This is a genomic window from Paraburkholderia sp. BR10954 (assembly GCF_040965775.1).
GTDB classification, from domain to species: Bacteria; Pseudomonadota; Gammaproteobacteria; order Burkholderiales; family Burkholderiaceae; genus Paraburkholderia; species Paraburkholderia youngii.
Genome location: NZ_JBFRCK010000017.1, coordinates 25,290 through 50,735, shown reverse-complemented (window position 1 = coordinate 50,735; position 25,446 = coordinate 25,290). Strand labels below are relative to the sequence as shown.

The following is a 25,446-nucleotide window of genomic DNA, read 5'->3' as shown; positions in this document are numbered from 1 at the left end:
AGCAACCGATGATCGAGCCCACCCAGGCGCAGCAGCACGTGCCGGATCCAGGCGGCACTCAGGTGCCAAACCCGGTGCCAAACCCGGCGCCAAGCCCGGCGCCAAACCCCGCGCCGAACACCGACGGCATCTGGTATGCGTCCTACCCGGACGACGTGCCGCGCGACATCGACGTCACGCAATACGAATCGCTCGATCAGTTCTTCGACGAATGCACCGCGCAGTTCCGCGAGCGCGTCGCGTACGTCAGCGTCGGCGCGAGCCTGACGTACGGCGAGCTGGCCCGCAAGGCGAGCGCGTTCGCGGCCTACCTGCAAAGCATCGGCGTGGAGCCCGGCGAGCGCGTCGCGATCATGCTGCCGAACACGTTCCAGTACCCGGTCGCACTGTTCGGCACGATCAAGGCGGGGGCCGTAGTCGTCAACGTGAATCCGCTCTATACGGTGCGCGAACTCGCGCACCAGCTAAAGGACAGCGGCGCGCAGACGATCGTCGTGTTCGAAAACTTCGCGAAGACGCTCGAAGACGCGTTGCCCGGCACCAGGGTGCGCAACGTGATCGTGACCGGCCTCGGCGATCTGCTCGCCGACGGCGTGAACCTGAAGGGCCACCTGCTCAATTTCATGCTGCGTCACGTGAAAAAGATGGTGCCCGCGTACCAGCTGCCGCAGGCTGTGCCGCTGCTGAAAGCGCTTTCGATCGGTTACGCGCGGCCGCACACGCCGGTGCGCGCGAGCCACGAAGACATCGCGTTCCTGCAATACACGGGCGGCACCACCGGCGTCGCGAAAGGCGCGATGCTCACGCACCGGAACATCATTGCCAATCTGTTGCAAGCGAAGGCCTGGGCCGCGGGGCAACTGTCCGGCGAAGGAGAAACGGTGCTCACGCCGCTGCCGCTTTATCACATCTACTCGCTGACCGTGAACGCGCTGATCTTCATGGGGCTCGGCGGGCGCAACATCCTGATCGCGAATCCGCGCGACATGAAGCGCGTGATGATGATCCTGCGTCACGAAAAATTCACCGGCATGACCGCGGTCAACACGCTCTATAACGCGTTCCTCGACAACGAGGAATTCTGCCGGCGCGACTTCTCGGACCTGAAGCTCGCGATGGCGGGCGGCATGGCGACGCAGAAGAGCGTCGCGGAGCGCTTCAAGGCGGTGACGGGCAAGCCGATCGTCGAAGGCTACGGGCTGACCGAGTGCTCGCCGATCGTGTCGATGAATCCCGTCGATCTGCGCGACTTCGAAGGCTCGATCGGCTTGCCAGCGCCGTCCACGCAGGTGCGCTTCAGGAAAGACGACGGCAGCTGGGCCAATATCGGCGAGGCGGGCGAGCTGTGCGTGAAGGGCCCGCAGGTGATGAAGGGCTACTGGAACCGTCCCGACGAAACCGCGAAGGTGATCGACGACGACGGCTGGCTCGCAACCGGCGACATCGGCGTCATGGACTCGCGCGGCTTTATCCGTCTGATCGATCGCAAGAAGGACATGATCCTCGTGTCGGGCTTCAACGTGTATCCGAACGAAATCGAGGATGTGATCGCCGCGCATCCGGACGTGCGCGAAGTGGCGGCGATCGGCGTGCCCGATCCCGCGCAGGGCGAGCGCGTGAAGGTGTTCATCGTGCGGCGCACGCCGACACTGACCGCCGAGCAGGTGATCGCGTACTGCCGCAAGAATCTGACTGGCTACAAGGTGCCGAAGCTCGTGGAGTTTCGCGACGAGCTGCCGCAAACCAATGTCGGCAAAATTCTGCGCCGTGCGTTGCGCGACGAGGAACTCGCGAAACAGGGGTCTGCCTGACGGGAATAAACATTGCTTCAATGCGTTATAGCTTTGTTGCCTGGCGTTATTGCCTTGCATGTTGCATGAGCGGCCGCGTCACTTTCTGGAGAAATTCATGAAGCACCGCATGTCCGCCCGTTCGCATCGTCTGCGACCCCGCTTGCGACCCCGCTTGCTGCCGGGTGCGCTGCTCGTCATGCTCGCCCTGCTTTCGGGACCGATGGCGTTCGCGCAGAACGACGACCGTCCGCCCCCGCTCGACACCGCGAGCGCCGTCAAGCCGCCCACCACGCCGCCCGCGCAGGTCGGCAAGCTGACGCTCGACCAGCAGGTCAAATGGCTGCGCGCCGCGCAGCAAAGCGGCACGCTCGAAAAACTCGACGACGCGCAACTGGTCGCGCTGTTCAAGTCGCTCGATCCGCTGACGCTGCCGCGCTATATCAAGGAAGGTCCGAACGGCTACCCGTCGTACGAATTCACGATGTCGCGCTCCGAGCGCATTCGCGGCATCTGGCCCGACAAGCCCGATCACATGCTCGTGCGCGTCGCGCACGACCCGCTGCGCATCTACGCCAAGTGGCTGCCCGACGGCGCGCACGCGGGCCAGGAAATCATCTACGACGAGTCGAAACGCAGCGACGAAACGTTCGGCCACCTCGGCGGCATCATGAACGTGATGCCGTTGTGGACGTCGCTGACCGGCGCGCTCGCACGCTCGCAATCGAATCACAGCGTGCGCGATCTCGGCACCGAGTACGTGGCCGACCAATACCTGAATGAAGGGAAAAAATACAGCCAGACCGGCTTGCCGCGTTCGGTGCAGATCGAAGTGAAGACGATCGACGATGTGCGCGTCGTCGCGTTCACGTTCGAAACACCGGTCGGCCAGCCGCAGTTCTACGCGAAAAAGGAAACGCTCGGGCTCGATTTGCGGCATCCGTTCTTTCGCACCATCGAGTCTTATGACAACGACGGCAAGATTTTCGAGCAGATCGTGTTCGAGAGCATCACGCCGAAGACGTTCGACGATTCGACCTTCGATCCGAGCAACAAGGACTATAAGTTCTAGCCGGGTTCTAGCCGCGCCCGCTGCGCGGCGTCAGCGCGAAGGCCACGTGGGCGGGTTGCGCAAGCAGCCCCTCGCGCGCTTCGTGACGATGCTCGACGAAGCGTCCGGTGCCGAGCGCGAGGTGTTGCAGCACGAAGTAGTCGGACGCGCGCGTGAAGCCGATCAGCGCGGGCATCGCGTGCGGGGTCCGGCCGTCGTCTAGCAAAGGCGCGAGGGTGGTGAACCACAGCGCGCCGGCATCGTCGCCGGTTTCGAAGGTCGGCAACCGCAGGTGCGCGGCATAGCGCGCGAACGACGCGCCGCATCCGAGCGTCGAGTCGACGATCGCGAACGCGCGCGCATCGTCGGCGCACGCGGCGGCTCGCGCGAGCCACGGCCATGCGCCGCCCGCCGCCGTCGCGAGCCATGCACCGGTGAGCATGAAAGTGCGTCGATCCATTGGCGTGTACGTTCCATTCACGCGTTGTTCACGCGTTGTTCACGCGCTTGTTCACGTATAGCCTCGCCGGTCGCGCCACGCCGCCGGCCAGATGCCCTGCTTGCCCGGCGCGAGAATGCCGTTCGGGTCGAGCGCATCCTTCAGCGTTTCCGCGAAGCGCAGCGACGCACCGTCGTTGAAGCTGTATTGCGCGGCCGCGAAATCCATATACGCGAGATGCGCGCGGTATTCGCCGTAGCCGGCCGCGCGCGCGTCGCTCATCAGCGAGCGCAGCAGTTCGCCGGCCTGCTCCACCTGGTTCGCGTCGTTGCGGTCGAAAATCGCCGCGAAAATGTGATGCAGATGCCGCGTACCTGCCGTGAAGCCGCCGTAGTAGTCGAAGCCGTATTCGGCGGCGCGTGCTTTGACCATCGTGTACTGGCGCATCGCGTCGCGCCCGGTCGCCGGACAGATCGGCGCGAAGTCGACGTGCGCACCCGCGCCGCCGCGCCAGTCGAGCATGCGAAACGCCGTCATCGCGGGAATGCCGGCCATGTTGCGGTCGCCGCCGCCGCTCGGCTGCGCGTCGCCCGCATAACGCGCCGCCGCGAGCCGCGCATCCGGCACCCGCGCGAACGCGCGTTCGATCAGCGCGTAGCGCGCGTCGATCAGTTCGGGCGTGCCGTATAGCGCGAAATGAAGGTTCCAGCGGCCGACGCCGAGTTTGTCGAGCATCGCCTGCACCGCGCTCTCGGGCATCGCGCCCGCGCCGACGTACCACTGCCGGCGTGGCGACAGGCCCGCCGCGCGCCGCAAGCCGCCCTCGATCACCGCGTGATTGCGGATCGTGCCGTCGAGCCGCAACGGCCGCAGAGTCTCGACGATCGACTCCAGATCGGCCTCGCGGCGAAACTGGATTTCGCCGAGCAGATACGCGGGCGGTGCGGGCATCAGCCACACGCCGAGCTTGGTCACGATGCCGTAGTTCGACTGCATGAACAGGGTATCGAACGACGGCCCGTAGCCCGGCTGATACAGCTGCCACGCAGTGCCGATCTCGACGCCGCCCATGCCGGTGCGCAGCAGGTCGCCGTTGGCGAGCATCACCTCCATCCCGCATTGCGTGGCCGCGTGGTCGCCGTAGTCGGTATAGCCGAAGCCGCGCTCGAGCGTATTGCCGACCACGCTGCCCCAGCCGGCGGCCGGTGGATCGACCCACAGCTTGTAGCCCTTGTCGCGCAGATGCGCGTACAGATCGAAATAGCTGACGCCGGGTTCGACGAGCGCATAGGCGAGCGTTTCGTTGACTTCGAGAATGCGGTTCATGCGCTGCAAGTCGAGCACGACCGACCCGGTCAGACGCGGCGCGGCGCCGCCGTACGCGAAGTTGCGCCCGGTCGACACCGTCCACAGTGGAATCCGGTACTGATTGGCGACGCGCAGCACCGCGCGGATTTCATCGACCGACGCGGGCAGCACCGCGGCGCTCGCGGCAAACGCACCCGGCTCGCCGGGCGCGAACGGATCGATATAGACGGCGAGGCCGGCGTCGGAACTCAGCACGTGCGCGCCCCCGACGATCGCGCGCCAGCCGGCAAGCGCACGGTCGAACTGCGCGGCGGTCAGGTTGGGCGGCAGCGTTGGGGGCAAGGCGTCTCCTTGTCGGTCGGGTAAGCCGAGGGTGCGGTCCCGCATGGCAGCAGCCATGCGTGCGTGGCCGCCAACGGCCTTTACGACACGCTACCGCCCGCTACTGCTGCCACGTCTCTGGCTTACCGCCGAGGTCGCTGCAAACGTCGATCGCGATCTCGCGCAGCTTGCCTTCCGCGATCGCGCCGGACAGCGCGTAGCCCATGCGGTCGCTGATCCAGTAGAAGGTGCGGCGGTTGCCGTCGCGAAACAGGCGGAACGCGGTTTCGTCGCGCGTGACGCCCGTCACGTACAGCGTCAGGCGCGCGCCGTCCTGGTTTTCGTACATGAACTGCGCGGCCGGCCCGGCCTCGCCGGGCAGCAGCCGGCCGCCCACCAGCGAATAACCATACTCCTGCAGCGACGGCACCGACAGCGGACGATTCAGCCGCTTCGACAGCCACGCGATCAGATGCTCCTCTTCGCTCGCCGCGACTTCGACCGGATGACGCCGCTCCGGCGAGTACACCGCGTACGCGACATCCGCGCGCTGCGCAAAACCGGGCGGCTGGCCGCCGAAGCCGCTCCACGCGCCGCCGCTCAGCCGCGGCGCGAGCGGGCCGAGCACCAGCGCGAGCCCCGCGCCGGCCGCGAGCCAGCAGGCGGCGAGACCCGCGCGCTGCCACCACGGCCGCGCACGCCGCACCACGATAAACGCGGGCTCCTCCGCCTCCGCGGGCTGGCTGCGTGCGTAGCGTCGCTCGCCCGATTCAGCGGCTTGCTGCTCAAAGTCGGCCCCGTGCCCCGCTTGCGCTTGCCATGCATCGCTGCCCGGCACGCCGCACAGCGCGCGCAGCGCCGCCTTCTGCGCGCGCCACGCCGCGACGCGCGCGGCGGCCTGCGGATGCTGGCGAAGCTGAGTTTCGACCGCGGCGCGCTGCTCATCCGTCAATTCGCCGTCGACATAGGCCGACAGCGAGCGCAGATCGGGCTCGTCGGGCAATCCGGATTCGGGGTTATCGTTGTTCATTCTCGGTTTCTCACCACTTTCAGCGGCGCTACTTTGTGCGCCGTCCGCGGCGCACGTGGCTGCGGTCCGTGCATTGGCCCCGGTGGCTCCTCGCACAGCAACGCGCGCATATGCTCGCGCGCCCGCGACAGCCGCGACATCACTGTACCGATCGGCACCCCCAATGCACTCGATGCCTCCTGGTACGACAATTCCTCCACGCACACCAGCAGCAGCACTTCACGCTGCTCGAGTGGCAGGCAGTACAGCGCGCGCTGCACGTCGCGCAGTACCAGACCGTCGACCTCGCCGTGCGGCGCCTCGAGATTGCGCCACGGCGCGCTTTCCTCGTCGACGGCGATCTCGCGCCGCCCGCGCAGTTGGTCTATATACAGATGCCGCAGGATCGTCAGCAACCACGCGCGCAGGTTGCTGTTCGGCCGGAATGCCGACCAGCGCGCAAGCGCGCGCTCCGCCGTATCCTGAACGAGATCGTCGGCCCAGGCGCGGTCGCCCGTCAGTGCGCGCGCATAGCGGCGCAGCTGGGGCAGCCACGCGATCACTTCCGATTCGAAGGTCACCCGGTGTGCCAGGCCCGGTCGCGGCTCTAGTAGCCGCCGCTGCTGTTGCTGTTGCCGCTCGAGCTCGACGCGGCGTTGTCGGTGTCGGCCGCGTGAGCAAGGGAGCCGCACGCGAGCGCGAGCAGGACGAAGAGCGCTGACAGAATACGGGATGCTTTCATCATGTTGAATCTCCTCGCGGATGCCCAGCGCGCGATCGACCGACGGGCGCGGCGGGCGGTGGGCGGCAGGCAGCGCAGTGCGGTGCTGCCATACTGGGCTTAACGCTGCGACCGCCTGGTTTATTCCACCGCGGTCGTGGCGCCGTGTCGCTGCGCTGCGGTTGCACTGCTTTCTCCGGAATTTTTGGCTTTTTTCGGGCGCTTCGACGCCGCCGCGGGTGCTCGCGCAGCACACCACTATGTTCTTCCTTTTCCGCCAACCTTGCCGGCAATGCCTGGAGAGACCGGAAGAAGACGCCATTGACCAGCAGATTCGTAACTCAACGTTACAGTCTCGCGGTATCGGATGCTTACGGGCTCACAAGCCGTTATAGTGGACGAAGTTCGCCCCGTCGACGCGTGCTGCCCCCGCCTGGAACAGAAAGGGTAGAATCGCGGCGAACCACCGTCTATCTAACCTGAATTGTCCATGGCTTCCGCAGAATCGCATCCGCAAAACGACTTCATGAACGCCGCGCGCAAGGAACGAAAGCGCGTCGAGATCTATCTGGTCAACGGCATCCGCCTGACCGGATGCATCGAGTCGTTCGATCAGTACCTGGTGATGCTGCGCACGCCGGTTGGCCTGCAAGGCATCTACAAGCGCGCGATCTCCACGATCCAGCTCGATACCGGCACGCGGCCGGCGCCGCGCACGGGCCGAACGTCGCATGGCGAACATGGCGCGCGCGGTCCGCATGGTTCGCGCGAACATCGCGAGCCGCGCGAGGGACGTGAACCGTATGGCGCGCCGGCGGCGGAACGCGCGCCGGGCGAGCGCAGCGGCAACTCCGAGGGCCCGGTCGTTGTCACGCGGCGGCGGCGTCTATTCGGCACCGGCGGCGAAGGCGGCAATCATGGCGGCAACCACGGCAGCGGCAGCCCCGGCGGCAATCAGGAATAAATACGAAGAAGCGGTAACGCCCGCGCCTCGCTAGTCCGCCGACAGACCGAGGCGCTGCAGAATTTTCTCCAGTTGGATCAGCTGCCGCTCGGTCAGCTCGAAACTCCCCTTGACCGCCAGCACGCGGCGCCGACGTAGCCGGCGTCGAACAGGTGCAGCGCCGGTTGCCGCGTCGCCCAATCCAGGTGTTCCAGTTCGGCGTCCACGACGTGGGCTGCGAGCACTCGTCGCGTAGTCGCCGGCTTTCCCGTTCATGTGGTTCGCTGTCTGATGGATCGATGGAGGTGTCGCTTGCGGCAAAAGCGCGGCTCAAGCGCGGCTCAAGCGCGGCTCAAGCGCGGCTCAAGCGCGGCCGGGACACTCGGAGCACGAATCGATGCGGGCCGGTTTCAAACGACGCGCGTGCGCGATTCGGCCGACGTTCGTCGATAGCCGCAATGCGCTATGCTGAATCATTGATCCTCTACCGATGGAGCGCGCCATGACCAGCAAAAGCCAGCATGCCTCCCGGCCTGCGCGCACGCGCCGGACACCACCGACGTCCGCCGACAGGCGGCTCGATGAAGCGCTGATGGAAAGCTTTCCCGCCAGCGATCCGATCGCCGTCGATCTGACGGAGCCGTTTCGCGAGCGAATGCGCAAGACTCAGGCGGATACGCGCAAGCGCCATTGAAGTCGCGCCGTCTTGGGTCGCACGGCGGCGCGGCAGCCAGCCATCGTGGCTTGCGAACAATGTCGAGTGGAAATGCCGAAAAGCCCGGCGGCCAGAGTGCGAGGCGCGGGTTGGCAGGTGCGGAAAGCACCCATCAGACTTAACGACGGCAACGCCCGCGGACGGGACGGACGGCGCATCGGTTTGCGCGCCGTCCCGCCCCTCCACCGAGGCTCACATCGTCGTGCTCAATGCAGCGGCAAGCCGCTCTCGAGCTGACGCTGCAGGTTGCGGACCTGACGCTGCGCGACGCGCAACTGATCCTGCGCGGCGGCCTTCTGCTGCGCCAGTTCGGTCGCCTCGGCGCGCTTCTGCTCCTGCTGGCTCGCGACGATGCTCTGCTGCTGACGCGCGACGTCGAGGTCGGCCTGCAGCCGGCTCGCGCGTTCCTGCGACAACGCGACCAGGCGCTGCGTGAACGCCTTCTGCGCTTCGAGTTGCGTACGGCGGATCTCAACGTCCGACAACTGCATCGTCTGCCGCGCGAAATCCTTGTAGATCAGCTCGGCGCGCCCGGCGTCCTGCGTCTTGATCACGCGCCAGAAGTTTTTCTGTTGGAACAGCGCGACGTAGTAGGTCATCTCCTTGCCGTAGAACAGCAGGCTCGCGCCATAGCTGCCGTTATACGTGGTGCGCAATTCGCTCAGATCCGAGCCGTGGATCATCTGCTGCAATTCAGCCACGTTCCCGGTGGCGGATTGCCGGCTTTCATCCGGCGTCAGCGCAGTGGTCTCTGCCTGGCCGCCCTGCGACGTGTCGGTTGGCGCGCTCGTGGGACCCGGCTGGGACACGATCGTACCGCTCGCATCACTGTTCTGCAGAGCCTGTGCATTCGCGCCCTGAAGAGCCCCCATTACGATGCATGCGGCCAGAGCAATCTTTCGTAGCTTTGACTTTCGGTCCATGTGACACCTGTTGAACAGATCTTGTTTTAGTAGGAAACGGGGAATTATTACTCAATTTCGCGAGTTCCGGGCTCTTCCTCGAAAATATGGCAGTTGCGCGTTTGCTCCCTTGGCGGCGCGGTACTACAGCCTCGATCTTTTCGTCGCGAAAGCGGTCATGGATGCGCTGGTGGACAGCGCATCAACGCGAGGCTCTTCCGAATAGCTGAATTGACACACCTCCGAAGTACCGCGTGCCGATTAGAAGCTCCTCTATCAAACGGCGCATGCACTTTCGCGTATTCTGCGCTGGCGATGCAAACGGCACGCCGTTAGCATCGTCCCGCATCGCGAAGACCGGTGCCGCAGATCCGACCACGATGCCCATAATGCCGCGCGACCACGATCGCGCCGTCTCATATCAAGGAGGAAGGTAATGACTCTATTCGCTCAACGTGCGCGCGCGCTCGCGCTGCGCACCGCCCGTCACGCCGCGCTCGCCGGCGCCCTGCTCGCCAGCGCCGTGACCGCGATGGCGCAGACTGAGACACCGATCGGCACGTGGCAAACCATCGACGATCATACGGGCCAGCCGAAAGCGCTCGTGCAGATCACACAAGACGCCAATGGCGAATTGAACGGCAAGGTCATCAAGGGTCTCGGCGCGAACGACCAGCCGGATCGCCGCTGCAGTGCATGCACCGACGCGCGCAAGGACCAACCGATCCTCGGCATGACCATCATCAACAGCATGAAGAAAGATGGCGACGCGTGGGATCATGGCCAGATTCTCGATCCTGAAAACGGCAAGGTCTACAAGTGCAAGATGCATCTCGAAGACGGCGGCAACAAGCTCGTGGTGCGAGGCTATATTGGCGTCGCGCTGCTCGGCCGCTCGCAGACGTGGATCCGGCAGCAGTGAGCTTCGACGTGGGGCCCATGTGCGGCGCCTCGCACATTGCCTGAATGAGCGCCTCATGCCGCAACGATGGCACGCTCAGCCCCAGCAGGTACAGCATAAAAAAACGGCCGGCGATCAACAATCGCGCGGCCGTTCTTCATTGGGGCAAGTTGTTTGCGAGGGTCATGCTGCCTGCTTGAACGATGCAGCGTAACCTAACGGCGTCGCCGGCACCGACGTGGCGGGCGGAACACGGAACGCCGCGGCTGCGCGGCGGGCCGCGGCGCGCTTGTGCTGCGCGCTCGCGTGCGTGCGCATACGCGCTTCCATCAATCTGCAGAGATCTTCGCTCGCGGTACCGAGCAGTTGTTCCGTGACGTGTTTGAGCACGCCCGATTGGTACCAGGACTTGAAGCGGCGATGACAGGTCTGATACGACGGGTAGCGGCGCGGCATGGTGGACCAGGTGGCGCCGCTATACATGACCCAAAGCACGCCGTTGAGCACTGAGCGGGTATTGGCAAGCGGACGGCCACGCATTTCGCTACGCGGCCGGAGTTCGGGCAGCAGTGGCGCAACGCGCTGCCATTCTTCATCGGTGATTTCGCGGTACGAGTTCATGCTTCCTCCTTTGTCAGAACAACGACAAAAGATAGCCAGTCACCCGCGCGCGGAATATAAGACCACTCCGATTCCTAAAAACTGTCGTACGCCGATGCTCAGGTTAGAGAAGTGTCGACGATCCGGCGAGGTGTATCGAGATACTCCTTCGACTGCATCTCGACGATTCGCGACACCGTCCGCGTGAATTCGTTGGCCATCGGGCCATCGACGTACAGCTCCTCCGGCGGCACCGCGGCCGACATCAGCAGCTTGACCTTGTGGTCGTAGAACACGTCGATGAGCCACGTAAAGCGGCGCGCTTCCGACGCCATGCGCACCGACATCTGCGGCACGTCCGACAGGATCACCGCGTGAAACCGGGTCGCGAGTTCAAGGTAGTCGTTTTGCGAGCGCGGCCCGCCGCACAGCGTCGCGAAGTCGAACCAGACGACGCCGTCCGCGCGGCGCAGCGCCTTCAGCTCGCGCTTCTCGATATGCAGCAGCGGACTTTCGTCGGGCACCGCGGCGAGGCGCGCGAAAGCGTCGCGTAGCGCCTTGCCGGCAGCGGCGTCCAGTGGCGTGTGATAGACCTCGACCTGGGCCAGCGTGCGCTGGCGATAGTCGATCCCCGCATCGACGTTGACCACGTCGAGCTTCTGCTTGATCAGCTCGATCGCGGGCAGCATGCGGTCGCGATGCAGGCCGTCCGGATACAGCGTGTCGGGCGCGTAGTTGGACGTCATCACGAACTGCACGCCATTCTCGAACAGCTTGTCGAGCAGGCGATACAGGATCATCGCGTCGGCGATGTCCGACACGTGGAATTCGTCGAAGCAGATCAGCCGATAGCGCTTCGCGATGCGGCGCGCGAGTTCGTCGAGCGGATCGGCGCGGCCCTTGAGTTCTTCGAGCTCGCGATGCACTTCGCGCATGAACTCATGGAAGTGCAGACGGGTTTTGCGGTGCAACGGCACGATCATGTAGAAGCTGTCCATCAGGAAGCTCTTGCCGCGGCCCACGCCGCCCCACATGTACACGCCGCGCGGCAGATCCGGGTGAATGATCAGCTTCCTGAACGCGTTCGAGCGGCGCGCCTTGTATTCGGTCCACTCTTCATAGCACCGCTGCAGGCGGTCGACCGCCGCGCGCTGCGCCGGATCGGATTGATAACCCCGCGTCTGCAGTTCTTTTTCGTAGTATTCGGTGACGTTCATCGTGTTGCAGCAAAAAGAAAGGCGGGAGGGAGTGAACCCCGCCCGCCTTTGGTGATGCCAAGGTTGCGTTTCGGTCGGGCGTGCGCGCTTACATGTTCAGCGCGCGCTTGTCGACGGCGAGTGCCGCTTCACGCATGACTTCCGACAGCGACGGGTGCGGATGGCAAATCCGGCCGATGTCTTCCGACGCCGCCTTGAACTCCATCGCCACCACGGCTTCCGCGATCAGGTCCGATGCGTTTGCCGAGATGATGTGCACGCCGAGCAGTTCGTCGGTCTTCGCGTCGGCGATCATCTTGACGAAACCGTCCGCCTTGTTGATGCCGAGCGCGCGGCCGTTCGCCATGAACGGGAACTGGCCCGTCTTGATCTCGCGGCCCTCGGCCTTCAGCTGCTGCTCGGTCTTGCCGACCCACGCGATTTCCGGCTCGGTGTAGATCACCCACGGAACGCAGTTGTAATCGATGTGCGGCTTCTGGCCGTCGATCACTTCCGCGACCATCACGCCTTCGTCTTCTGCCTTGTGCGCGAGCATCGGGCCACGCACCACGTCGCCGATCGCGTACACGTTCGGCACAGCCGTCGCGCAGTGGTCGTCGACGTCGATGAAGCCGCGCTCGTTGGCCTTCAGGCCGATCGATTCGAGGCCGAGGTTGTCGGTGTTCGGCACCCGGCCGACCGACACGATCAGGCGGTCGGCTTCGAGCGTCTGCGCGTTGCCGTCCTTGTCCGTGTAGGCGATCGTCACGCCGTTCGCGCCCGTCTTCACTTCGCCGACCTTCACGCCGACGTGGATGTCGAGACCCTGCTTCTTGAACTGCTTGGCCGCTTCCTTCGACAGCGCCTGGTCAGCCGCGCCGAGGAACTCCGGCAGCGCTTCGAGCACGGTCACGTCGGCGCCGAGACGGCGCCACACCGAGCCGAGCTCCAGACCGATCACGCCTGCGCCGATCACGGCGAGCTTCTTCGGTGCCGTGTCGAACGACAGTGCGCCTTCGTTGTCGGCGATCAGCTTGTTGTCGACCGGGATGCCCGGCAGATGACGCGCCTTCGAACCCGTCGCGATGATCACGTTCTTCGCGCTGACGACTTCTGTTTCACCCTCGCCGCTCACTTCGATCTGCACGCCGGCGTCGGTCTTGCCGGTGAACTTGCCGTGGCCCTTGAGCCACGTGATCTTGTTCTTGCGGAACAGGAATTCGATGCCCTTGGTCATCTTCTCGACGATGCCGTCCTTGCGGGCCATCATCTTCGAGATATCGACCGAGACGTTATCCACCGAGATGCCGTGGTCGGCGAGGTGATGCGACGCGTTTTCAAACTCTTCCGACGACGCGAGCAGCGCCTTCGACGGAATGCAGCCGACGTTCAGGCAGGTGCCGCCGAGCTTCAGCGCGCCGGCCGGGTTCTTCCACTTTTCGATACATGCGACGGTCTTGCCGAGCTGCGCTGCGCGGATGGCGGCGATGTAACCGCCAGGGCCTGCGCCGATCACGACGACGTCAAATTCTTTGGACATGACAATCCCTTTGATAGCGGAACGGCGCCGGACCACCCAAGGTGGCGCGCGCCGTTCCTGTACTGCGGAATGCGAGATACGTACTGACTAGATGGCGCCGGTTTGCGGATTCACAAGCCGGCGCGGTCCGAGCGGGGGCTTACAGGTCGAGCAGCAGGCGCGCCGGATCTTCCAGCGCGTCCTTCATCGCGACCAGCGACAGCACGGCTTCGCGGCCGTCGATGATACGGTGGTCGTACGACAGCGCGAGGTAGTTCATCGGGCGGATCACGATCTGGCCGTTTTCGACCACCGCGCGTTCCTTGGTGGCGTGCACGCCGAGAATCGCGGACTGCGGCGGGTTGATGATCGGGGTCGACAGCATCGAGCCGAACACGCCGCCGTTCGAGATTGAGAACGTACCGCCGGTCATTTCTTCGATCGACAGCTTGCCGTCCTTGGCCTTCTGACCGAACTCGGCGATCTTCTTCTCGATGTCGGCGAGGCTCAGCTGATCCGCATTGCGCAGGATCGGCACCACCAGACCACGCGGCGAACCGACCGCGATACCGATGTCGAAGTAGCCGTGATAGACGATGTCGTTACCGTCGATCGATGCGTTCACGAGCGGGAACTTCTTCAGCGCGTGAACAGCCGCCTTCACGAAGAACGACATGAAGCCGAGCTTCACGCCGTGTTCCTTCTCGAACTTGTCCTTGTACTTGTTACGCAGATCCATGACCGGCGCCATGTTCACTTCGTTGAACGTCGTGAGGATGGCGTTGGTTTGCTGCGACTCGAGCAGACGCTCGGCGATACGCGCACGCAGACGCGACATCGGCACGCGCTGTTCCGGACGGTCCTTCAACCACTGGTCGGCCGATGCCGGAGCCTTGACGTCCGGCAGCGACGGCTTCGCAGCCTTCGGTGCGGCAGCCGGAGCCGGTGCAGCCTTGGCAGCCGGAGCGCCTGCGGTCAGCACGTCGCCCTTGGTGATGCGGCCGTCGCGGCCCGTGCCGGCGACGTCGCCAGCGGCCAGACCCTTCTCGGCCATCAGCTTGCCGGCAGCCGGCGAAGCTGCGGTGTTCGAGCCCGTTGCGGCAGCCGCCGCAGTTGTCGACTGCGCCGCCGGCGCGGGAGCCGCTGCGGCGACCGGAGCCGGCTTGACTTCGGCTTCGACAGCGGCGGCGCCTGCGGTGCCTTCGGTGTCGATCTTCGCGATCACTTGGTCCGCCGTGACCGTGTCGCCGTCGTTCGAGATGACTTGCGCGAGCACGCCTGCTGCCGGAGCCGGCACTTCGAGCACGACCTTGTCGGTCTCGATTTCGATGAGGATTTCGTCCTGAGCGACAGCCTCGCCGGGCTTCTTCTTCCACTGCAGCATGGTCGCTTCCGAGACCGACTCGGAGAGCTGGGGAACCTTGACTTCAACAATAGCCATTATGAGTATCCTGAATACGTATCGGGTGACGGCGCTTCATCGCGACCGCCTGCGAACCACGAGCGCCGCGCCTGAATCTCATGGGATCGTTCGGCGCGGCGCGGGAAAACGCACTGCGTTTTCCCGGGCTCGTCTGTTTCTTTACTTGGCGAGCGACGCGCTCTTGAGGCGGCCGAAAGCGCCTTCGACCAGCGCCTTCTGCTGCTCGTAGTGCTTCGCGTAGTAGCCCACCGCAGGCGAAGCCGAAGCCGGACGGCCGCTGTACGCCAGCTTCTGCCCTTCCTTCATGCCTTCCTTCAGATGGTGCTCGATGTAGAACCACGGGCCCTGATTCTGCGGCTCGTCCTGCACCCACACCACTTCCGTTGCGTTGTCGTACTTCTTCATTTCCGCTTCGAACTGCTTGTGAGCGAACGGATACAGCTGTTCGATACGGACGATCGCGACATCGTTCACCTTCGCTTCGCGGCGATGCGCGACCAGGTCGTAGTACACGCGGCCCGAGCAGACCAGCACGCGCTTGACCTTCTTCGCGTCGATGGTTTCGTCCACTTCGCCGATCACCGGCTGGAACGAACCCTTCGCGAGTTCCGACAGATCCGACACGGCTTCCTTGTGACGCAGCAGCGACTTCGGCGTTGCGACGATCAGCGGCTTGCGGAACAGACGGATCATCTGGCGACGCAGCAGGTGGAAGATCTGCGCCGGCGTGGTCGGCTGTACGACCTGCATGTTGTGGTCTGCGCACAGTTGCAGGAAACGCTCGATACGCGCCGACGAGTGCTCCGGACCCTGGCCTTCGTAGCCATGCGGCAGCAGCATCGTCAGGCCCGACACGCGGCCCCACTTCACTTCGCCCGACGAGATGAACTGGTCGATTACGACCTGCGCGCCGTTCACGAAGTCGCCGAACTGCGCTTCCCACGCGACGAACGTATTCGGTTCAGCGGTCGAGTAACCGTATTCGAAGCCAAGCACCGCTTCTTCCGACAGCACCGAGTCGATCACCGTGAACTTCGCCTGACCTTCGGCGATGTTCTGCAGCGGCACGTAGGTGCCGTCGTTCCAGCGCTCGCGGTTCTGGTCGTGCAGCACCGCGTGACGGTGCGTGAACGTGCCGCGGCCCGAATCCTGGCCGGTCAGACGAACTGCGTAGCCCGATGCGACCAGCGATGCGAACGCGAGGTGCTCGCCCATGCCCCAGTCGAGCTTCGCTTCGCCGCGGCCCATCGCGCGACGGTCGTTGATCACGCGCTCGACGAGCGGGTGAACCTTGAAGTTTTCCGGGATCGTGGTGATGCGCTCGGCGAGGCGCTTCAGTTCCGCCAGCGGCACGGCCGTGTCGGCCGCGTCGGTCCACTTGCGGTTCAGGAACGGCACCCAGTCCACCGCGTACTTGCTCTTGTAGTTCGAGAGCACCGGGTCGACCGTGTGATGGCCTTCGTCCATTGCCTTACGGTAGGCCTTGACGAATTCCTCGCCTTCGTCGGCCTTGATGACGCCCTGCTGCACGAGCTTTTCAGCGTACAGCGCGCGCGTGCCCGGGTGCTTCGAGATCGTCTTGTACATCAGCGGCTGCGTGACCGCCGGGGTGTCCTGCTCGTTGTGGCCGAGCTTGCGGAAGCAGACGATGTCGACGACGACGTCCTTGTGGAACTGCATGCGGAAGTCGATCGCCATCTGGATGGCCAGCACGACCGCTTCGGGATCGTCACCGTTCACGTGCAGCACCGGCGCTTCGATCATCTTGACGACGTCCGAGCAGTACAACGTGGAGCGCGAATCGCGCGGGTCCGACGTCGTGAAGCCGATCTGGTTGTTGATGACGATGTGCAGCGTGCCGTGCGTGCCATAACCGCGCGTTTGCGCGAGGTTCAGCGTTTCCATCACGACGCCCTGGCCTGCGAACGCCGCGTCGCCGTGGATCTGCACCGGCAGCACCTGGACGCCGTTTTCGTCGCCGCGGCGGTCCATACGCGCCTTCGCCGAGCCCTCGACCACCGGGTTGACGATTTCGAGGTGCGACGGGTTGAACGCGAGCGACAGGTGAACCGGACCGCCTTCGGTCGCGACGTCCGACGAGAAGCCCTTGTGGTACTTCACGTCGCCGGCCGGCAGATCGTCGACGTGCTTGCCTTCGAATTCGGCGAACAGGTCGGCCGGCATCTTGCCGAGCGTATTGACCAGCACGTTCAGACGGCCACGGTGAGCCATCGCGATGACGATTTCCTGAACGCCGCGCAGACCGCCGTGACGCACGACTTCGTCCATCGCCGCGATGAAGCTTTCGCCGCCTTCGAGCGAGAAGCGCTTCTGGCCGACATACTTGGTGTGCAGGAAACGCTCGAGGCCTTCGGCGGCCGTCAGGCGGTTCAGGATGTGCTTCTTCTTGTCGTTGCTGAAGTTCGGCGTCGAGCGGATCGATTCGAGGCGTTCCTTCCACCAGCGCTTCTGTTCCGGATCGCTGATGTACATGTACTCGGCGCCGATCGTGCCGCAGTACGTGTCGCGCAGGGCTTTGACGATCTCGCGCAGCGTCGCGCGCTCGAAGCCGAAGTACAGATTCGTTGCGCTGAACTCCTGGTCCATGTCGGCTTCGGTGAAGTCGTAGAACGCGGGCTCAAGCTCGGGGATCGCGGGACGTTCGCGGCGCTTCAGAGGATCGAGATTGGCCCATTGCGAGCCGAGGAAGCGATATGCGCCGATGAGGGACTGGACGTAAACCTGTTTGCGGGCAGTTGCGAGATCTTCGCCGCCGGTAGCTGCGCGCGGCAGGAAGGCATTTGCCTTGGCGCGCTGTGCAAACGATTCGACGATCGGGCCGTGGGCCACGTCGTTGGCGTTGCTGCCATCCGATGCAGGTACGTTCTGCAACGCATCGAAATAGCTGCGCCAGGTCTCGGGCACTGACGCCGGATTATCGAGATACGCTTCGTACATTTCTTCAACGTACGGAGCATTGCCGCCGAACAGATAAGAGTTCGACTGGAATTGCTTCATCATTTTTACGCTCACCTTTCTTCGAGTTTCTCGAGAAATAGCGGGTTACAGAACCTTCCGCGACACGGCCTGACCGTTTAGCGGATTGCGCGAATCAAGTCTTGCTTGGAAGGACCTAAAACTTTGCACCCGGGAGCATAGCACAGAACGAATAGCCCAGATAGCGGACAGCACACGCGGCAAAGCCAGTGATGGCGGGCGTTTCGCGGGTGACGTGGTGCTTCTTCACAGCGCGCAATAGTGTTCTGTAGAAAATGAGAAGGCGAATTGTGCAATAGGTGTCTACACCTGTGCCGCCCGGACGGTGCCGGGCATGATGCAGCGCCACAAGTATCGATGCGCCGAAAACGAAAAAGCCACCCGAAGGTGGCTTCCGTTTCCTGCTATACAGACGGATTCGAAACCCGCTTATTCGCCGGCAACCTTGTTGCGGCTCGCGCTGCGGCGCTCATGTTCCTTCAGGTAGCGCTTGCGCAGACGGATCGACTTCGGCGTGACTTCGACCAGTTCGTCGTCGTCGATGAACTCGACCGCGTATTCGAGCGACAGCTGAACCGGCGGCACGAGACGCACGGCTTCATCGGTGCCCGACGCGCGCACGTTGGTGAGCTGCTTGCCCTTGATCGGGTTCACGACGAGGTCGTTGTCGCGGCTGTGAATGCCGATGATCATGCCTTCATACAGCGCCTCGCCCGGCGACACGAACATGCGGCCGCGATCCTGCAGCTTCCACAGTGCGTACGCGACTGCCGCGCCGTCGTCCTGGGAGATCAGCACACCGTTGCGGCGCTCGCCGACCGCACCTTCCTTGACCGGCTGGTATGAATCGAACGTGTGGCTCATCAGACCCGTGCCGCGCGTCAGCGTGAGGAATTCCGACTGGAAGCCGATCAGACCGCGTGCCGAAATACGGTACTCGAGACGCGTGCGGCCACGGCCGTCCGACGCCATGTCGAGCATTTCGCCCTTGCGGCGGCCGAGTTCTTCCATCACGCCGCCCTGGTGGGTGTCCTCCATGTCGACGGTCAGGTTTTCGTACGGCTCGTGCTTCTCGCCGTTGATTTCCTGCATCACGACACGCGGACGCGACACGGCCAGCTCGTAGCCTTCGCGGCGCATGTTTTCGACCAGAATGGTCAGGTGCAACTCACCGCGGCCTGCCACTTCGAACGTGGTTTCGTCGCCGGTATCGCGCACGCGCAGCGCGACGTTGTGGTTCAGCTCCTTCATCAGGCGATCGCGAATCTGACGGCTCGTGACGAACTTGCCTTCGCGGCCCGCGAGCGGCGACGAGTTGACGAGGAAGTTCATCGTCAGCGTGGGTTCGTCGACGGTGATCATCGGCAGCGCTTCCGGCTGTTCCGGCGAGCAGATCGTCACGCCGATGCCGACTTCCTCGATACCGTTGATCAGCACGATGTCGCCCGCTTCAGCCGAATCGACCTGGACGCGATCGAGACCCTTGAACGACAGCACCTGGTTGATCTTACGATTGAGGATTTCGCCTTCAGGGCCCGAGCGCACCGCGACGGCCATGCCCGGCTTGATGCGGCCGCGCGTGATACGGCCAATGCCGATACGGCCGACGTACGACGAGTAGTCGAGCGACGTGATCTGCAGTTGCAGCGGACCTTCTGGGTCGGCCGGGCGCACCGGCACGTGCTGAAGGATTGCCTCGAACAGCGGACGCATGTCGCCGTCGCGCACGTCAGGCGTAAGACCCGCATAGCCGTTCAGCCCCGATGCGTAGACGATCGGGAAGTCGAGCTGCTCTTCGCTCGCGCCGAGCTTGTCGAACAGGTCGAAGGTCTGGTTGATCACCCAGTCGACCCGCGCGCCCGGACGGTCGACCTTGTTGATCACGACGATCGGCTTCAGGCCGAGCGCGAGCGCCTTCTTCGTGACGAAGCGGGTTTGCGGCATCGGGCCTTCCACCGCGTCGACGAGCAGCAGCACCGAGTCGACCATCGACAGCACGCGCTCCACTTCGCCGCCGAAGTCGGCGTGCCCCGGCGTGTCGACAATGTTGATGTGCGTGCCTTCGTACTCCACCGCGCAGTTCTTCGACAGGATCGTGATGCCGCGCTCTTTTTCGATGTCGTTCGAGTCCATCACGCGCTCGGCGATCTGCTGGTTCTCGCGGAACGTGGCGGTCTGACGGAGGAGCTGATCGACGAGCGTGGTCTTGCCGTGGTCGACGTGAGCAATGATGGCGATGTTGCGTAGGGCGCGGGTCATAGGAAACCTGAAGACGGTTGAGTGCGCCGCTTGCTTATGCTGCTGGTTGAGGAGCCAAACCACGACAACAAGCCCAAAGCGCACTTTTGGGAACCCAAAATTATAGCACGCGCGGATGATCCTTTCTGGTATTCCCCGATAGACCGTACGCCCTCCGCGTCCCCGCTGACTTCGCGAATACCCGTCGCCCGCGCCCTACGCCGATCCGTACGGCATCTTACTTGAGCAGGAAATAATCCTTGCCTAAGCTGTATTTACGCTTGTCGTGTCAATCAACAGCCAGCTATACTAATGCCTAGTCAACCATTGCAATCGCACGAGAATCATGACGGAGCCGTCCAACGAACCCACGCCGGATCTCAGCGAGTATCAACTCGGCGAAAGCGTCGGTTATCTCATCTCGCGGGTGAAATCGACTCTGCACAATCTGGTTACGCAGCGCAGCATGGCCGAGCTCGGCATCACTAGCCAACAAGGCAGCATCCTGTTCATGGTGGCGAGCGGCAAATGCCTGCTCGCGGCCGAGTTGGCGCGTGAATATGGTATCGACGCAAGCGCCGTCACGCGCCTGATCGACCGGCTCGAAAAGCGCGGCCTGCTCACGCGGGTGCGCAGTAACGAAGACCGGCGCGTCGTGCGCCTCGCCTTGACGCCGGAAGGCAATGCGATCGCGGCCCGCATGCCGGCAATTTTCAACGGCGTGCTCGATACCCTGCTGAACGGGTTCACCCCGGAGGAAGTGGGCTTCCTGAAGAGCATGCTGCGCCGCGTGCTCGCCAATTCCGGCGAACACACGGGACTTTCCCGCGATGCCTCAAGCCATTCCGATAACAAATCGTAATAGCTTGCTTGCTGCATCCATCAATACATTCCACTCAAAGAAGAGTCGAGCGATGAAATCCCTTTCCCTGTCCGCGCCCGCGCTGTCGAGCCGGGCTGCTGTCGCCGCCGCGGTGACGGCGCTCGCCCTCACAGGCTGCGCGAACTACATCGGCGTCAAGAGCGACAAGCAGATCGCCTCGCCGACGCAGTATGAGTCGACGCAGAGTCTGCCCAACGAGGGCGGCCAGTGGCCATCGCTCGACTGGGCCAACCAGTTCGGGGACCCGCAACTGCCGAAGCTGATCGCGGAAGCGCTGGAGGGCAGCCCGTCGATCGCCCAGGCGCAGGCGCGGCTCGCGAAGGCTTCGTCGTATATCGAAAGCTCGCGCTCGGCGCTGTTCCCGAAGGCCGAACTAAGCTATTCGTGGACCCGCGAACTGTACTCGGCGAACGCCCTCTTCCCGCCTCCGTTCGGCGGCAGCTGGTTTAGCGAGAACAACGTGCTCGCGAGCGCCTCGTGGGATCTCGACCTGTGGGGCAAGAATCGTCAGCGCCTCGGCCAGGCCGTATCGCAGCAGAAAGCCGCCGAAGCCGACATGCAGCAGGCGCGCGTGACGCTCGCCGCGTCGGTCGCGAGCACCTACAACCAGCTCGCGCAACTGTATGCGTTCCGCGACATCGCCGCGCGTGAAATCGCGAACCGCCAGGACGTCGGCCGTATCACGGATAACCGCGTGACGGCCGGTCTCGACACCAACGTCGAGAAGCAGACCGCCGCCGGCAACATCGCGACGAGCCAGTCGAACCTGACCGACCTCGACGGCCAGATCACCGTCGTGCGCTACCAGTTGGGCGCGCTGCTCGGCAAAGGCCCGGACCGTGGCCTGCAGATCGACAAGCCGGTGCTCACCGGCGGCAACGTGGTCGCGCTGCCGGACAACATCCCGGCCGACCTCGTGGCGCGTCGCGCGGACATCGTCGCCGCGCGCTGGCAGGTCGAGGCCGCGATGCACGACGTCAAGGAAGCGAAAGCCGAGTTCCTTCCGGACGTGAATCTCGCGGCCGGCTTCGGCTTCGACGCCTTCGGCTGGGGCCGTTTCCTGACCTCGTCGAGCCGTCAGATCCAGTTCGGCCCAGCGATCCATCTGCCGCTCTTCGACGCCGGCGCGTTGCGCGCGCAGTTGAAGGGCCGCTACGCCGACTTCGAGGGCGACGTCGCGAACTACAACCAGACGCTGATCAACGCGCTGCAGGACGTGTCCACGCAGGTGTCGTCGATCCGCTCGATCGACCGCCAGGAAGGCGACGCCCAGCGCGCGCTCGAGGCGTCGAGCAAGGCGTATCAGCTGGCCGTGATCCGCTATAAGGCCGGGTTGTCGCCGCAACTGCAGGTGCTGACCGCGGACGACAACCGCCTCGCCGCCGAGCAGACGGTCACCGGTCTGCAGATGCGCCGCCGCAGTCTGCAGATCGGCCTGATCAAGGCACTGGGCGGCGGCTTCGACGCGACCCAGACCGGTCTCGTCGTGCCGACCGATGCTCCCGCATCGGCCAACGCCGCGAACCACGCCACGAGCACCGCCGCGAACTGAGCGAGACCGCCCGCGCCAACCCACACGCATACACACGAACACCCGAATAAACGACGACGTTCAAAAGAACCCGGAGCACATCAATGAGCACCCCCCAGCAGCCCGCCACTCCACCGCAAGCGGCCAACAACGGCAAACGCAAGCGCATGATGACGCTGCTCGTCATCGTGATCCTGATTGCCGCGGTCGCGTACGGCCTGTACTACTTCCTCGACGCACGCTTCCATGAAGACACCGACGACGCCTACGTGAGCGGCAACGTCGTGCAGATCACGCCGCAGGTCACGGGCACCGTGATCGCGGTCAATGCGGACGACACCCAGGTCGTCAAGGCCGGCGACCCGCTCGTCGTGCTCGACCCGGCCGACGCGCGCGTCGCGCTCGAACAGGCCGAGGCCAATCTTGCGCAGGTGGTGCGCCAGGTGCGTGGCCTGTTCGCCGACGACAGCCAGTACGAAGCGCGGGTCGCAGCGAGCCAGGCCGACCTGTCGCGAGCCCAGGACGACCTGAAGCGCCGGATGACGGTGGCGCAGACCGGCGCGGTATCGCAGGAAGAAATCTCGCACGCACGCGACGCCGTGAAGAGCGCACAAGCCGCGCTCGACGCCGCCAAACAGCAACTCGCGGCCAACCGCGCGCTGACCGCGAACACCACGATCGCCAGTCACCCGAACGTGCAGGCCGCCGCCGCGAAGCTGCGCGACGCGTACCTGAACCACGCTCGCAATACGCTGCCCGCGCCGGTCACCGGCTATGTCGCGAAACGCTCTGTGCAGGTCGGCCAGCGCGTATCGCCGGGCACGCCGCTGATGGCGATCGTGCCGCTGCACGACGTGTGGGTCGACGCGAACTTCAAGGAAGTGCAACTGAAGCACATGCGCATCGGCCAGCCGGTCGAACTGACGGCCGACGTCTACGGCTCGTCGGTGCCCTATCACGGCAAGGTGATTGGCTTCTCGGCCGGCACGGGCTCGGCGTTCTCGCTGCTGCCCGCGCAGAACGCGACCGGCAACTGGATCAAGGTCGTGCAGCGTCTGCCGGTGCGTATTTCGCTCGATCCGCAGGAACTCGAGAAGCATCCGCTGCGTATCGGCCTGTCGATGCAGGCTGACGTGAACATCAAGGACGACACCGGCGGCCAGCTCGGTCAGGCGCCGTCCACGGCTTACCAGACCAACGTCTTCGACAAGTACGGCGCGGAAGCCGACGCGGAAATCGCGCGCATCATCGCGGAAAACGCTGGCCAGAACGCGAACGGCGGCGCGCAGAAGTCGACCGGCGCGAGCGCCGCGGCCGCCACGAAACCGGCAGCCCACAAGAGCTAAGGCTCCGCCCGACGATTCCTAGAAGGCTCTTTTAATGGCTCAGGCTCAGGCGCAAGTCCCTCACCCGCCGCTCGAGGGCGCGCAACTGGTGATCGGCACCATCGCGGTGTCGCTCGCCGTGTTCATGAACGTGCTGGACACGTCGATCGCCAACGTGTCCATCCCGTCGATTTCCGGCGACCTCGGCGTGTCGTCCGACCAGGGCACCTGGGTGATCACGTCGTTCGCGGTGGCCAACGCGATCTCGGTACCGCTGACCGGCTGGCTCACCGACCGCATCGGCCAGGTGCGGCTGTTCATGGCGTCCATCGTGCTGTTCGTGCTGTCGTCATGGATGTGCGGGCTGTCGCCGAACCTGCCGTTCCTGCTCGCGTCGCGCGTGCTGCAAGGCGCGGTGGCCGGCCCGATGATCCCGCTGTCGCAGACGCTGCTGCTCGCGAGCTATCCGCGCGCGAAGGCGCCAATGGCGCTATCGATGTGGGCGATGACCACGCTGATCGCGCCGGTTGCCGGTCCAATTCTCGGCGGCTGGATTTCCGACAACATCTCGTGGCCGTGGATCTTCTACGTCAACATTCCGGTCGGCGCGGTCGCGGCCGCCGCGACGTGGATGATCTTCCGTAACCGCGACTCGGTGATCAAGAGGGCGCCAATCGACGGCGTCGGCCTCGGTCTTCTGATCGTCTGGGTCGGCTCGCTTCAGGTCATGCTCGACAAGGGCAAGGACCTTGACTGGTTCTCGTCGACGACGATCGTCGTGCTAGCGCTCGTCGCGGTGATCGCGCTCGCGTTTTTCATCGTGTGGGAGCTGACGGCCGAGCATCCGGTGGTTGACCTGTCGCTGTTCAGCCGGCGTAACTTCACCGGCGGCACGATCGCGTTGTCGATCGGCTATGGGCTTTACTTCGGCAATCTCGTGCTGTTGCCGCTGTGGCTGCAGACCGATATCGGCTACACCGCGACCGAAGCGGGACTCGTGATGGCGCCCGTTGGCGTGTTCGCGATCCTGTTGTCGCCGATCACCGGCAAGGTGTTGCCGCGCACCGATCCGCGCTATATCGCGACGCTGTCGTTCCTGATTTTCGCGCTGTGTTTCTGGATGCGCTCGCGCTATACGACGGGCGTCGATACATACTCACTGATGCTGCCGACGCTGATTCAGGGAATCGGCATGGCCGGCTTCTTCATTCCGCTCGTGTCGATCACGCTGTCGGGCTTGCCGGGCCATCGGATTCCGGCGGCCTCGGGGCTGTCGAACTTCGTGCGGATCATGTGCGGCGGTATCGGCACGTCGATTTTCCAGACCGCGTGGGATCACCGCACGATCATGCATCACGCACAACTGACCGAGCAGGCCAACGCTTACAACCCGGTGTTTGGTCAGTCGATTCATCAGATGGGCGCAGCGGGCCTGGATCAACAGCAGACCTATGGTCTCTTCAATACCATGGTCACGCAGCAGGCGGCGCAACTCGGCGTGAACGATCTGTTCTTCATTTCGGCCGGTATTTTTGTCGCGCTGATCGCGCTGATCTGGATCACGCGGCCGGAACGGGCGGGTGGTGACTCGGGAGCGGCGGCGGCCGCGGCGCATTGAGTGGGTTGTTCGCGGT

At 64.2% G+C, this 25,446-nt stretch carries 21 protein-coding genes and 1 pseudogene; 9 read left to right on the top strand and 13 right to left on the bottom strand.

Translation table 11 applies throughout. From position 1 onward, the window contains the following. The first annotated feature begins 8 nt into the window (after positions 1-8). Positions 9-1,811 carry an AMP-binding protein gene (locus AB4Y34_RS22780; RefSeq protein WP_368717262.1) on the top strand — a complete coding sequence of 601 codons (1,803 nt, stop codon included), beginning with the start codon at positions 9-11 and terminating at the stop codon, positions 1,809-1,811. 97 nt (positions 1,812-1,908) lie between these two features. After that, positions 1,909-2,862, top strand: a complete 954-nt coding sequence (locus tag AB4Y34_RS22775) for a DUF1571 domain-containing protein (RefSeq protein ID WP_368717261.1) — start codon at positions 1,909-1,911, stop codon at positions 2,860-2,862. A gap of 7 nt (positions 2,863-2,869) precedes the next feature. Here the strand turns inward: AB4Y34_RS22775 and AB4Y34_RS22770 are convergent, their stop codons facing one another. From AB4Y34_RS22770 to AB4Y34_RS22750, 5 genes are all read right to left on the bottom strand, one after another. After that, positions 2,870-3,301, bottom strand: a complete 432-nt coding sequence (locus AB4Y34_RS22770) for a hypothetical protein (RefSeq protein WP_176377989.1) — start codon at positions 3,299-3,301, stop codon at positions 2,870-2,872. Positions 3,302-3,352: 51 nt separating this feature from the next. Then, on the bottom strand, positions 3,353-4,930 hold the full coding sequence (locus AB4Y34_RS22765) for an FAD-binding protein (protein WP_368717260.1): 1,578 nt from the start codon (positions 4,928-4,930) through the stop codon (positions 3,353-3,355). Between the two features lie 100 nt (positions 4,931-5,030). Next, a complete protein-coding gene (locus AB4Y34_RS22760; RefSeq protein WP_368717259.1) occupies positions 5,031-5,939 on the bottom strand; it encodes an anti-sigma factor in 909 nt (302 codons plus the stop codon). Continuing rightward, entirely contained in the window at positions 5,936-6,499 is a 564-nt protein-coding gene (locus AB4Y34_RS22755) for a sigma-70 family RNA polymerase sigma factor (protein WP_368717258.1), read from the bottom strand. The genes AB4Y34_RS22760 and AB4Y34_RS22755 overlap by 4 nt, the downstream gene beginning before the upstream one ends. Before the next feature lie 26 nt (positions 6,500-6,525). Continuing rightward, positions 6,526-6,663 (bottom strand): hypothetical protein, encoded by a 138-nt coding sequence (locus AB4Y34_RS22750; protein WP_176108899.1) that lies wholly within the window; start codon positions 6,661-6,663, stop codon positions 6,526-6,528. Between the two features lie 466 nt (positions 6,664-7,129). Here AB4Y34_RS22750 and hfq point away from each other — a divergent pair, with 466 nt between their 5' ends. Next, positions 7,130-7,603: an RNA chaperone Hfq gene (gene hfq / locus AB4Y34_RS22745; protein ID WP_176108900.1), complete on the top strand. Its 474-nt coding sequence runs from the start codon at positions 7,130-7,132 to the stop codon at positions 7,601-7,603. A gap of 30 nt (positions 7,604-7,633) precedes the next feature. On the opposite strand, the pseudogene AB4Y34_RS22740 reads toward hfq, so the two are convergent. Next, a pseudogene (locus AB4Y34_RS22740) lies at positions 7,634-7,827 on the bottom strand (hypothetical protein). Positions 7,828-8,084: 257 nt separating this feature from the next. On the opposite strand from AB4Y34_RS22740, the gene AB4Y34_RS22735 reads away from it, so the two are divergent. After that, positions 8,085-8,276: a hypothetical protein gene (locus AB4Y34_RS22735; protein ID WP_368717257.1), complete on the top strand. Its 192-nt coding sequence runs from the start codon at positions 8,085-8,087 to the stop codon at positions 8,274-8,276. 227 nt (positions 8,277-8,503) lie between these two features. Here the strand turns inward: AB4Y34_RS22735 and AB4Y34_RS22730 are convergent, their stop codons facing one another. Next, positions 8,504-9,220, bottom strand: coding sequence for a DUF2968 domain-containing protein (locus AB4Y34_RS22730; protein ID WP_176365766.1), 717 nt, complete (start codon positions 9,218-9,220; stop codon positions 8,504-8,506). Between the two features lie 415 nt (positions 9,221-9,635). On the opposite strand from AB4Y34_RS22730, the gene AB4Y34_RS22725 reads away from it, so the two are divergent. Beyond that, positions 9,636-10,121: a DUF2147 domain-containing protein gene (locus tag AB4Y34_RS22725; protein ID WP_368717256.1), complete on the top strand. Its 486-nt coding sequence runs from the start codon at positions 9,636-9,638 to the stop codon at positions 10,119-10,121. Positions 10,122-10,283: 162 nt separating this feature from the next. Here AB4Y34_RS22725 and AB4Y34_RS22720 read toward each other — a convergent pair whose 3' ends face one another. The 6 genes from AB4Y34_RS22720 to typA all read right to left on the bottom strand — a co-directional run bounded on the left by AB4Y34_RS22720 (position 10,284) and on the right by typA (position 20,094). Next, positions 10,284-10,721, bottom strand: a complete 438-nt coding sequence (locus tag AB4Y34_RS22720; protein ID WP_368717255.1) for a transposase — start codon at positions 10,719-10,721, stop codon at positions 10,284-10,286. Between the two features lie 98 nt (positions 10,722-10,819). Continuing rightward, positions 10,820-11,917, bottom strand: coding sequence for a cell division protein ZapE (gene zapE / locus AB4Y34_RS22715; protein WP_176108906.1), 1,098 nt, complete (start codon positions 11,915-11,917; stop codon positions 10,820-10,822). 88 nt (positions 11,918-12,005) lie between these two features. Next, positions 12,006-13,436 carry a dihydrolipoyl dehydrogenase gene (gene lpdA, locus AB4Y34_RS22710; RefSeq protein WP_368717254.1) on the bottom strand — a complete coding sequence of 477 codons (1,431 nt, stop codon included), beginning with the start codon at positions 13,434-13,436 and terminating at the stop codon, positions 12,006-12,008. Between the two features lie 139 nt (positions 13,437-13,575). Further along, entirely contained in the window at positions 13,576-14,856 is a 1,281-nt protein-coding gene (odhB, locus tag AB4Y34_RS22705; RefSeq protein WP_176108908.1) for a 2-oxoglutarate dehydrogenase complex dihydrolipoyllysine-residue succinyltransferase, read from the bottom strand. Positions 14,857-14,997: 141 nt separating this feature from the next. Beyond that, positions 14,998-17,859: a 2-oxoglutarate dehydrogenase E1 component gene (locus tag AB4Y34_RS22700; RefSeq protein ID WP_368717253.1), complete on the bottom strand. Its 2,862-nt coding sequence runs from the start codon at positions 17,857-17,859 to the stop codon at positions 14,998-15,000. Positions 17,860-18,264: 405 nt separating this feature from the next. Next, the gene (typA, locus tag AB4Y34_RS22695) at positions 18,265-20,094 is read right to left on the bottom strand and encodes a translational GTPase TypA (RefSeq protein ID WP_176108910.1); all 1,830 of its coding nucleotides are present in this window, start codon (positions 20,092-20,094) and stop codon (positions 18,265-18,267) included. A 325-nt stretch (positions 20,095-20,419) separates the two neighbouring features. Here typA and AB4Y34_RS22690 point away from each other — a divergent pair, with 325 nt between their 5' ends. From AB4Y34_RS22690 to AB4Y34_RS22675, 4 genes are all read left to right on the top strand, one after another. Continuing rightward, positions 20,420-20,935 (top strand): MarR family winged helix-turn-helix transcriptional regulator, encoded by a 516-nt coding sequence (locus tag AB4Y34_RS22690; protein WP_176377999.1) that lies wholly within the window; start codon positions 20,420-20,422, stop codon positions 20,933-20,935. A 52-nt stretch (positions 20,936-20,987) separates the two neighbouring features. Beyond that, complete coding sequence (locus AB4Y34_RS22685; RefSeq protein WP_368717252.1) at positions 20,988-22,508, top strand: efflux transporter outer membrane subunit; 1,521 nt, start codon at positions 20,988-20,990, stop codon at positions 22,506-22,508. A gap of 83 nt (positions 22,509-22,591) precedes the next feature. Then, positions 22,592-23,833, top strand: coding sequence for an EmrA/EmrK family multidrug efflux transporter periplasmic adaptor subunit (locus AB4Y34_RS22680; protein WP_176378001.1), 1,242 nt, complete (start codon positions 22,592-22,594; stop codon positions 23,831-23,833). Positions 23,834-23,867: 34 nt separating this feature from the next. After that, on the top strand, positions 23,868-25,430 hold the full coding sequence (locus AB4Y34_RS22675) for a DHA2 family efflux MFS transporter permease subunit (protein WP_368717251.1): 1,563 nt from the start codon (positions 23,868-23,870) through the stop codon (positions 25,428-25,430). Positions 25,431-25,446 lie beyond the last annotated feature (16 nt).

Excerpts from the sequence above, each read along its gene's own strand:
- AB4Y34_RS22780 (WP_368717262.1), top strand. The coding sequence starts at position 9 with ATGATCGAGCCCACCCAGGCGCAGCAGCACGTGCCGGATCCAGGCGGC.
- AB4Y34_RS22775 (WP_368717261.1), top strand. The coding sequence starts at position 1,909 with ATGAAGCACCGCATGTCCGCCCGTTCGCATCGTCTGCGACCCCGCTTG.
- AB4Y34_RS22770 (WP_176377989.1), bottom strand. The coding sequence starts at position 3,301 with ATGGATCGACGCACTTTCATGCTCACCGGTGCATGGCTCGCGACGGCG.
- AB4Y34_RS22760 (WP_368717259.1), bottom strand. The coding sequence starts at position 5,939 with ATGAACAACGATAACCCCGAATCCGGATTGCCCGACGAGCCCGATCTG.
- AB4Y34_RS22750 (WP_176108899.1), bottom strand. The coding sequence starts at position 6,663 with ATGATGAAAGCATCCCGTATTCTGTCAGCGCTCTTCGTCCTGCTCGCG.
- hfq (WP_176108900.1), top strand. The coding sequence starts at position 7,130 with ATGGCTTCCGCAGAATCGCATCCGCAAAACGACTTCATGAACGCCGCG.
- AB4Y34_RS22735 (WP_368717257.1), top strand. The coding sequence starts at position 8,085 with ATGACCAGCAAAAGCCAGCATGCCTCCCGGCCTGCGCGCACGCGCCGG.
- AB4Y34_RS22730 (WP_176365766.1), bottom strand. The coding sequence starts at position 9,220 with ATGGACCGAAAGTCAAAGCTACGAAAGATTGCTCTGGCCGCATGCATC.
- AB4Y34_RS22725 (WP_368717256.1), top strand. The coding sequence starts at position 9,636 with ATGACTCTATTCGCTCAACGTGCGCGCGCGCTCGCGCTGCGCACCGCC.
- AB4Y34_RS22720 (WP_368717255.1), bottom strand. The coding sequence starts at position 10,721 with ATGAACTCGTACCGCGAAATCACCGATGAAGAATGGCAGCGCGTTGCG.
- zapE (WP_176108906.1), bottom strand. The coding sequence starts at position 11,917 with ATGAACGTCACCGAATACTACGAAAAAGAACTGCAGACGCGGGGTTAT.
- lpdA (WP_368717254.1), bottom strand. The coding sequence starts at position 13,436 with ATGTCCAAAGAATTTGACGTCGTCGTGATCGGCGCAGGCCCTGGCGGT.
- odhB (WP_176108908.1), bottom strand. The coding sequence starts at position 14,856 with ATGGCTATTGTTGAAGTCAAGGTTCCCCAGCTCTCCGAGTCGGTCTCG.
- AB4Y34_RS22700 (WP_368717253.1), bottom strand. The coding sequence starts at position 17,859 with ATGATGAAGCAATTCCAGTCGAACTCTTATCTGTTCGGCGGCAATGCT.
- typA (WP_176108910.1), bottom strand. The coding sequence starts at position 20,094 with ATGACCCGCGCCCTACGCAACATCGCCATCATTGCTCACGTCGACCAC.
- AB4Y34_RS22690 (WP_176377999.1), top strand. The coding sequence starts at position 20,420 with ATGACGGAGCCGTCCAACGAACCCACGCCGGATCTCAGCGAGTATCAA.
- AB4Y34_RS22685 (WP_368717252.1), top strand. The coding sequence starts at position 20,988 with ATGAAATCCCTTTCCCTGTCCGCGCCCGCGCTGTCGAGCCGGGCTGCT.
- AB4Y34_RS22680 (WP_176378001.1), top strand. The coding sequence starts at position 22,592 with ATGAGCACCCCCCAGCAGCCCGCCACTCCACCGCAAGCGGCCAACAAC.
- AB4Y34_RS22675 (WP_368717251.1), top strand. The coding sequence starts at position 23,868 with ATGGCTCAGGCTCAGGCGCAAGTCCCTCACCCGCCGCTCGAGGGCGCG.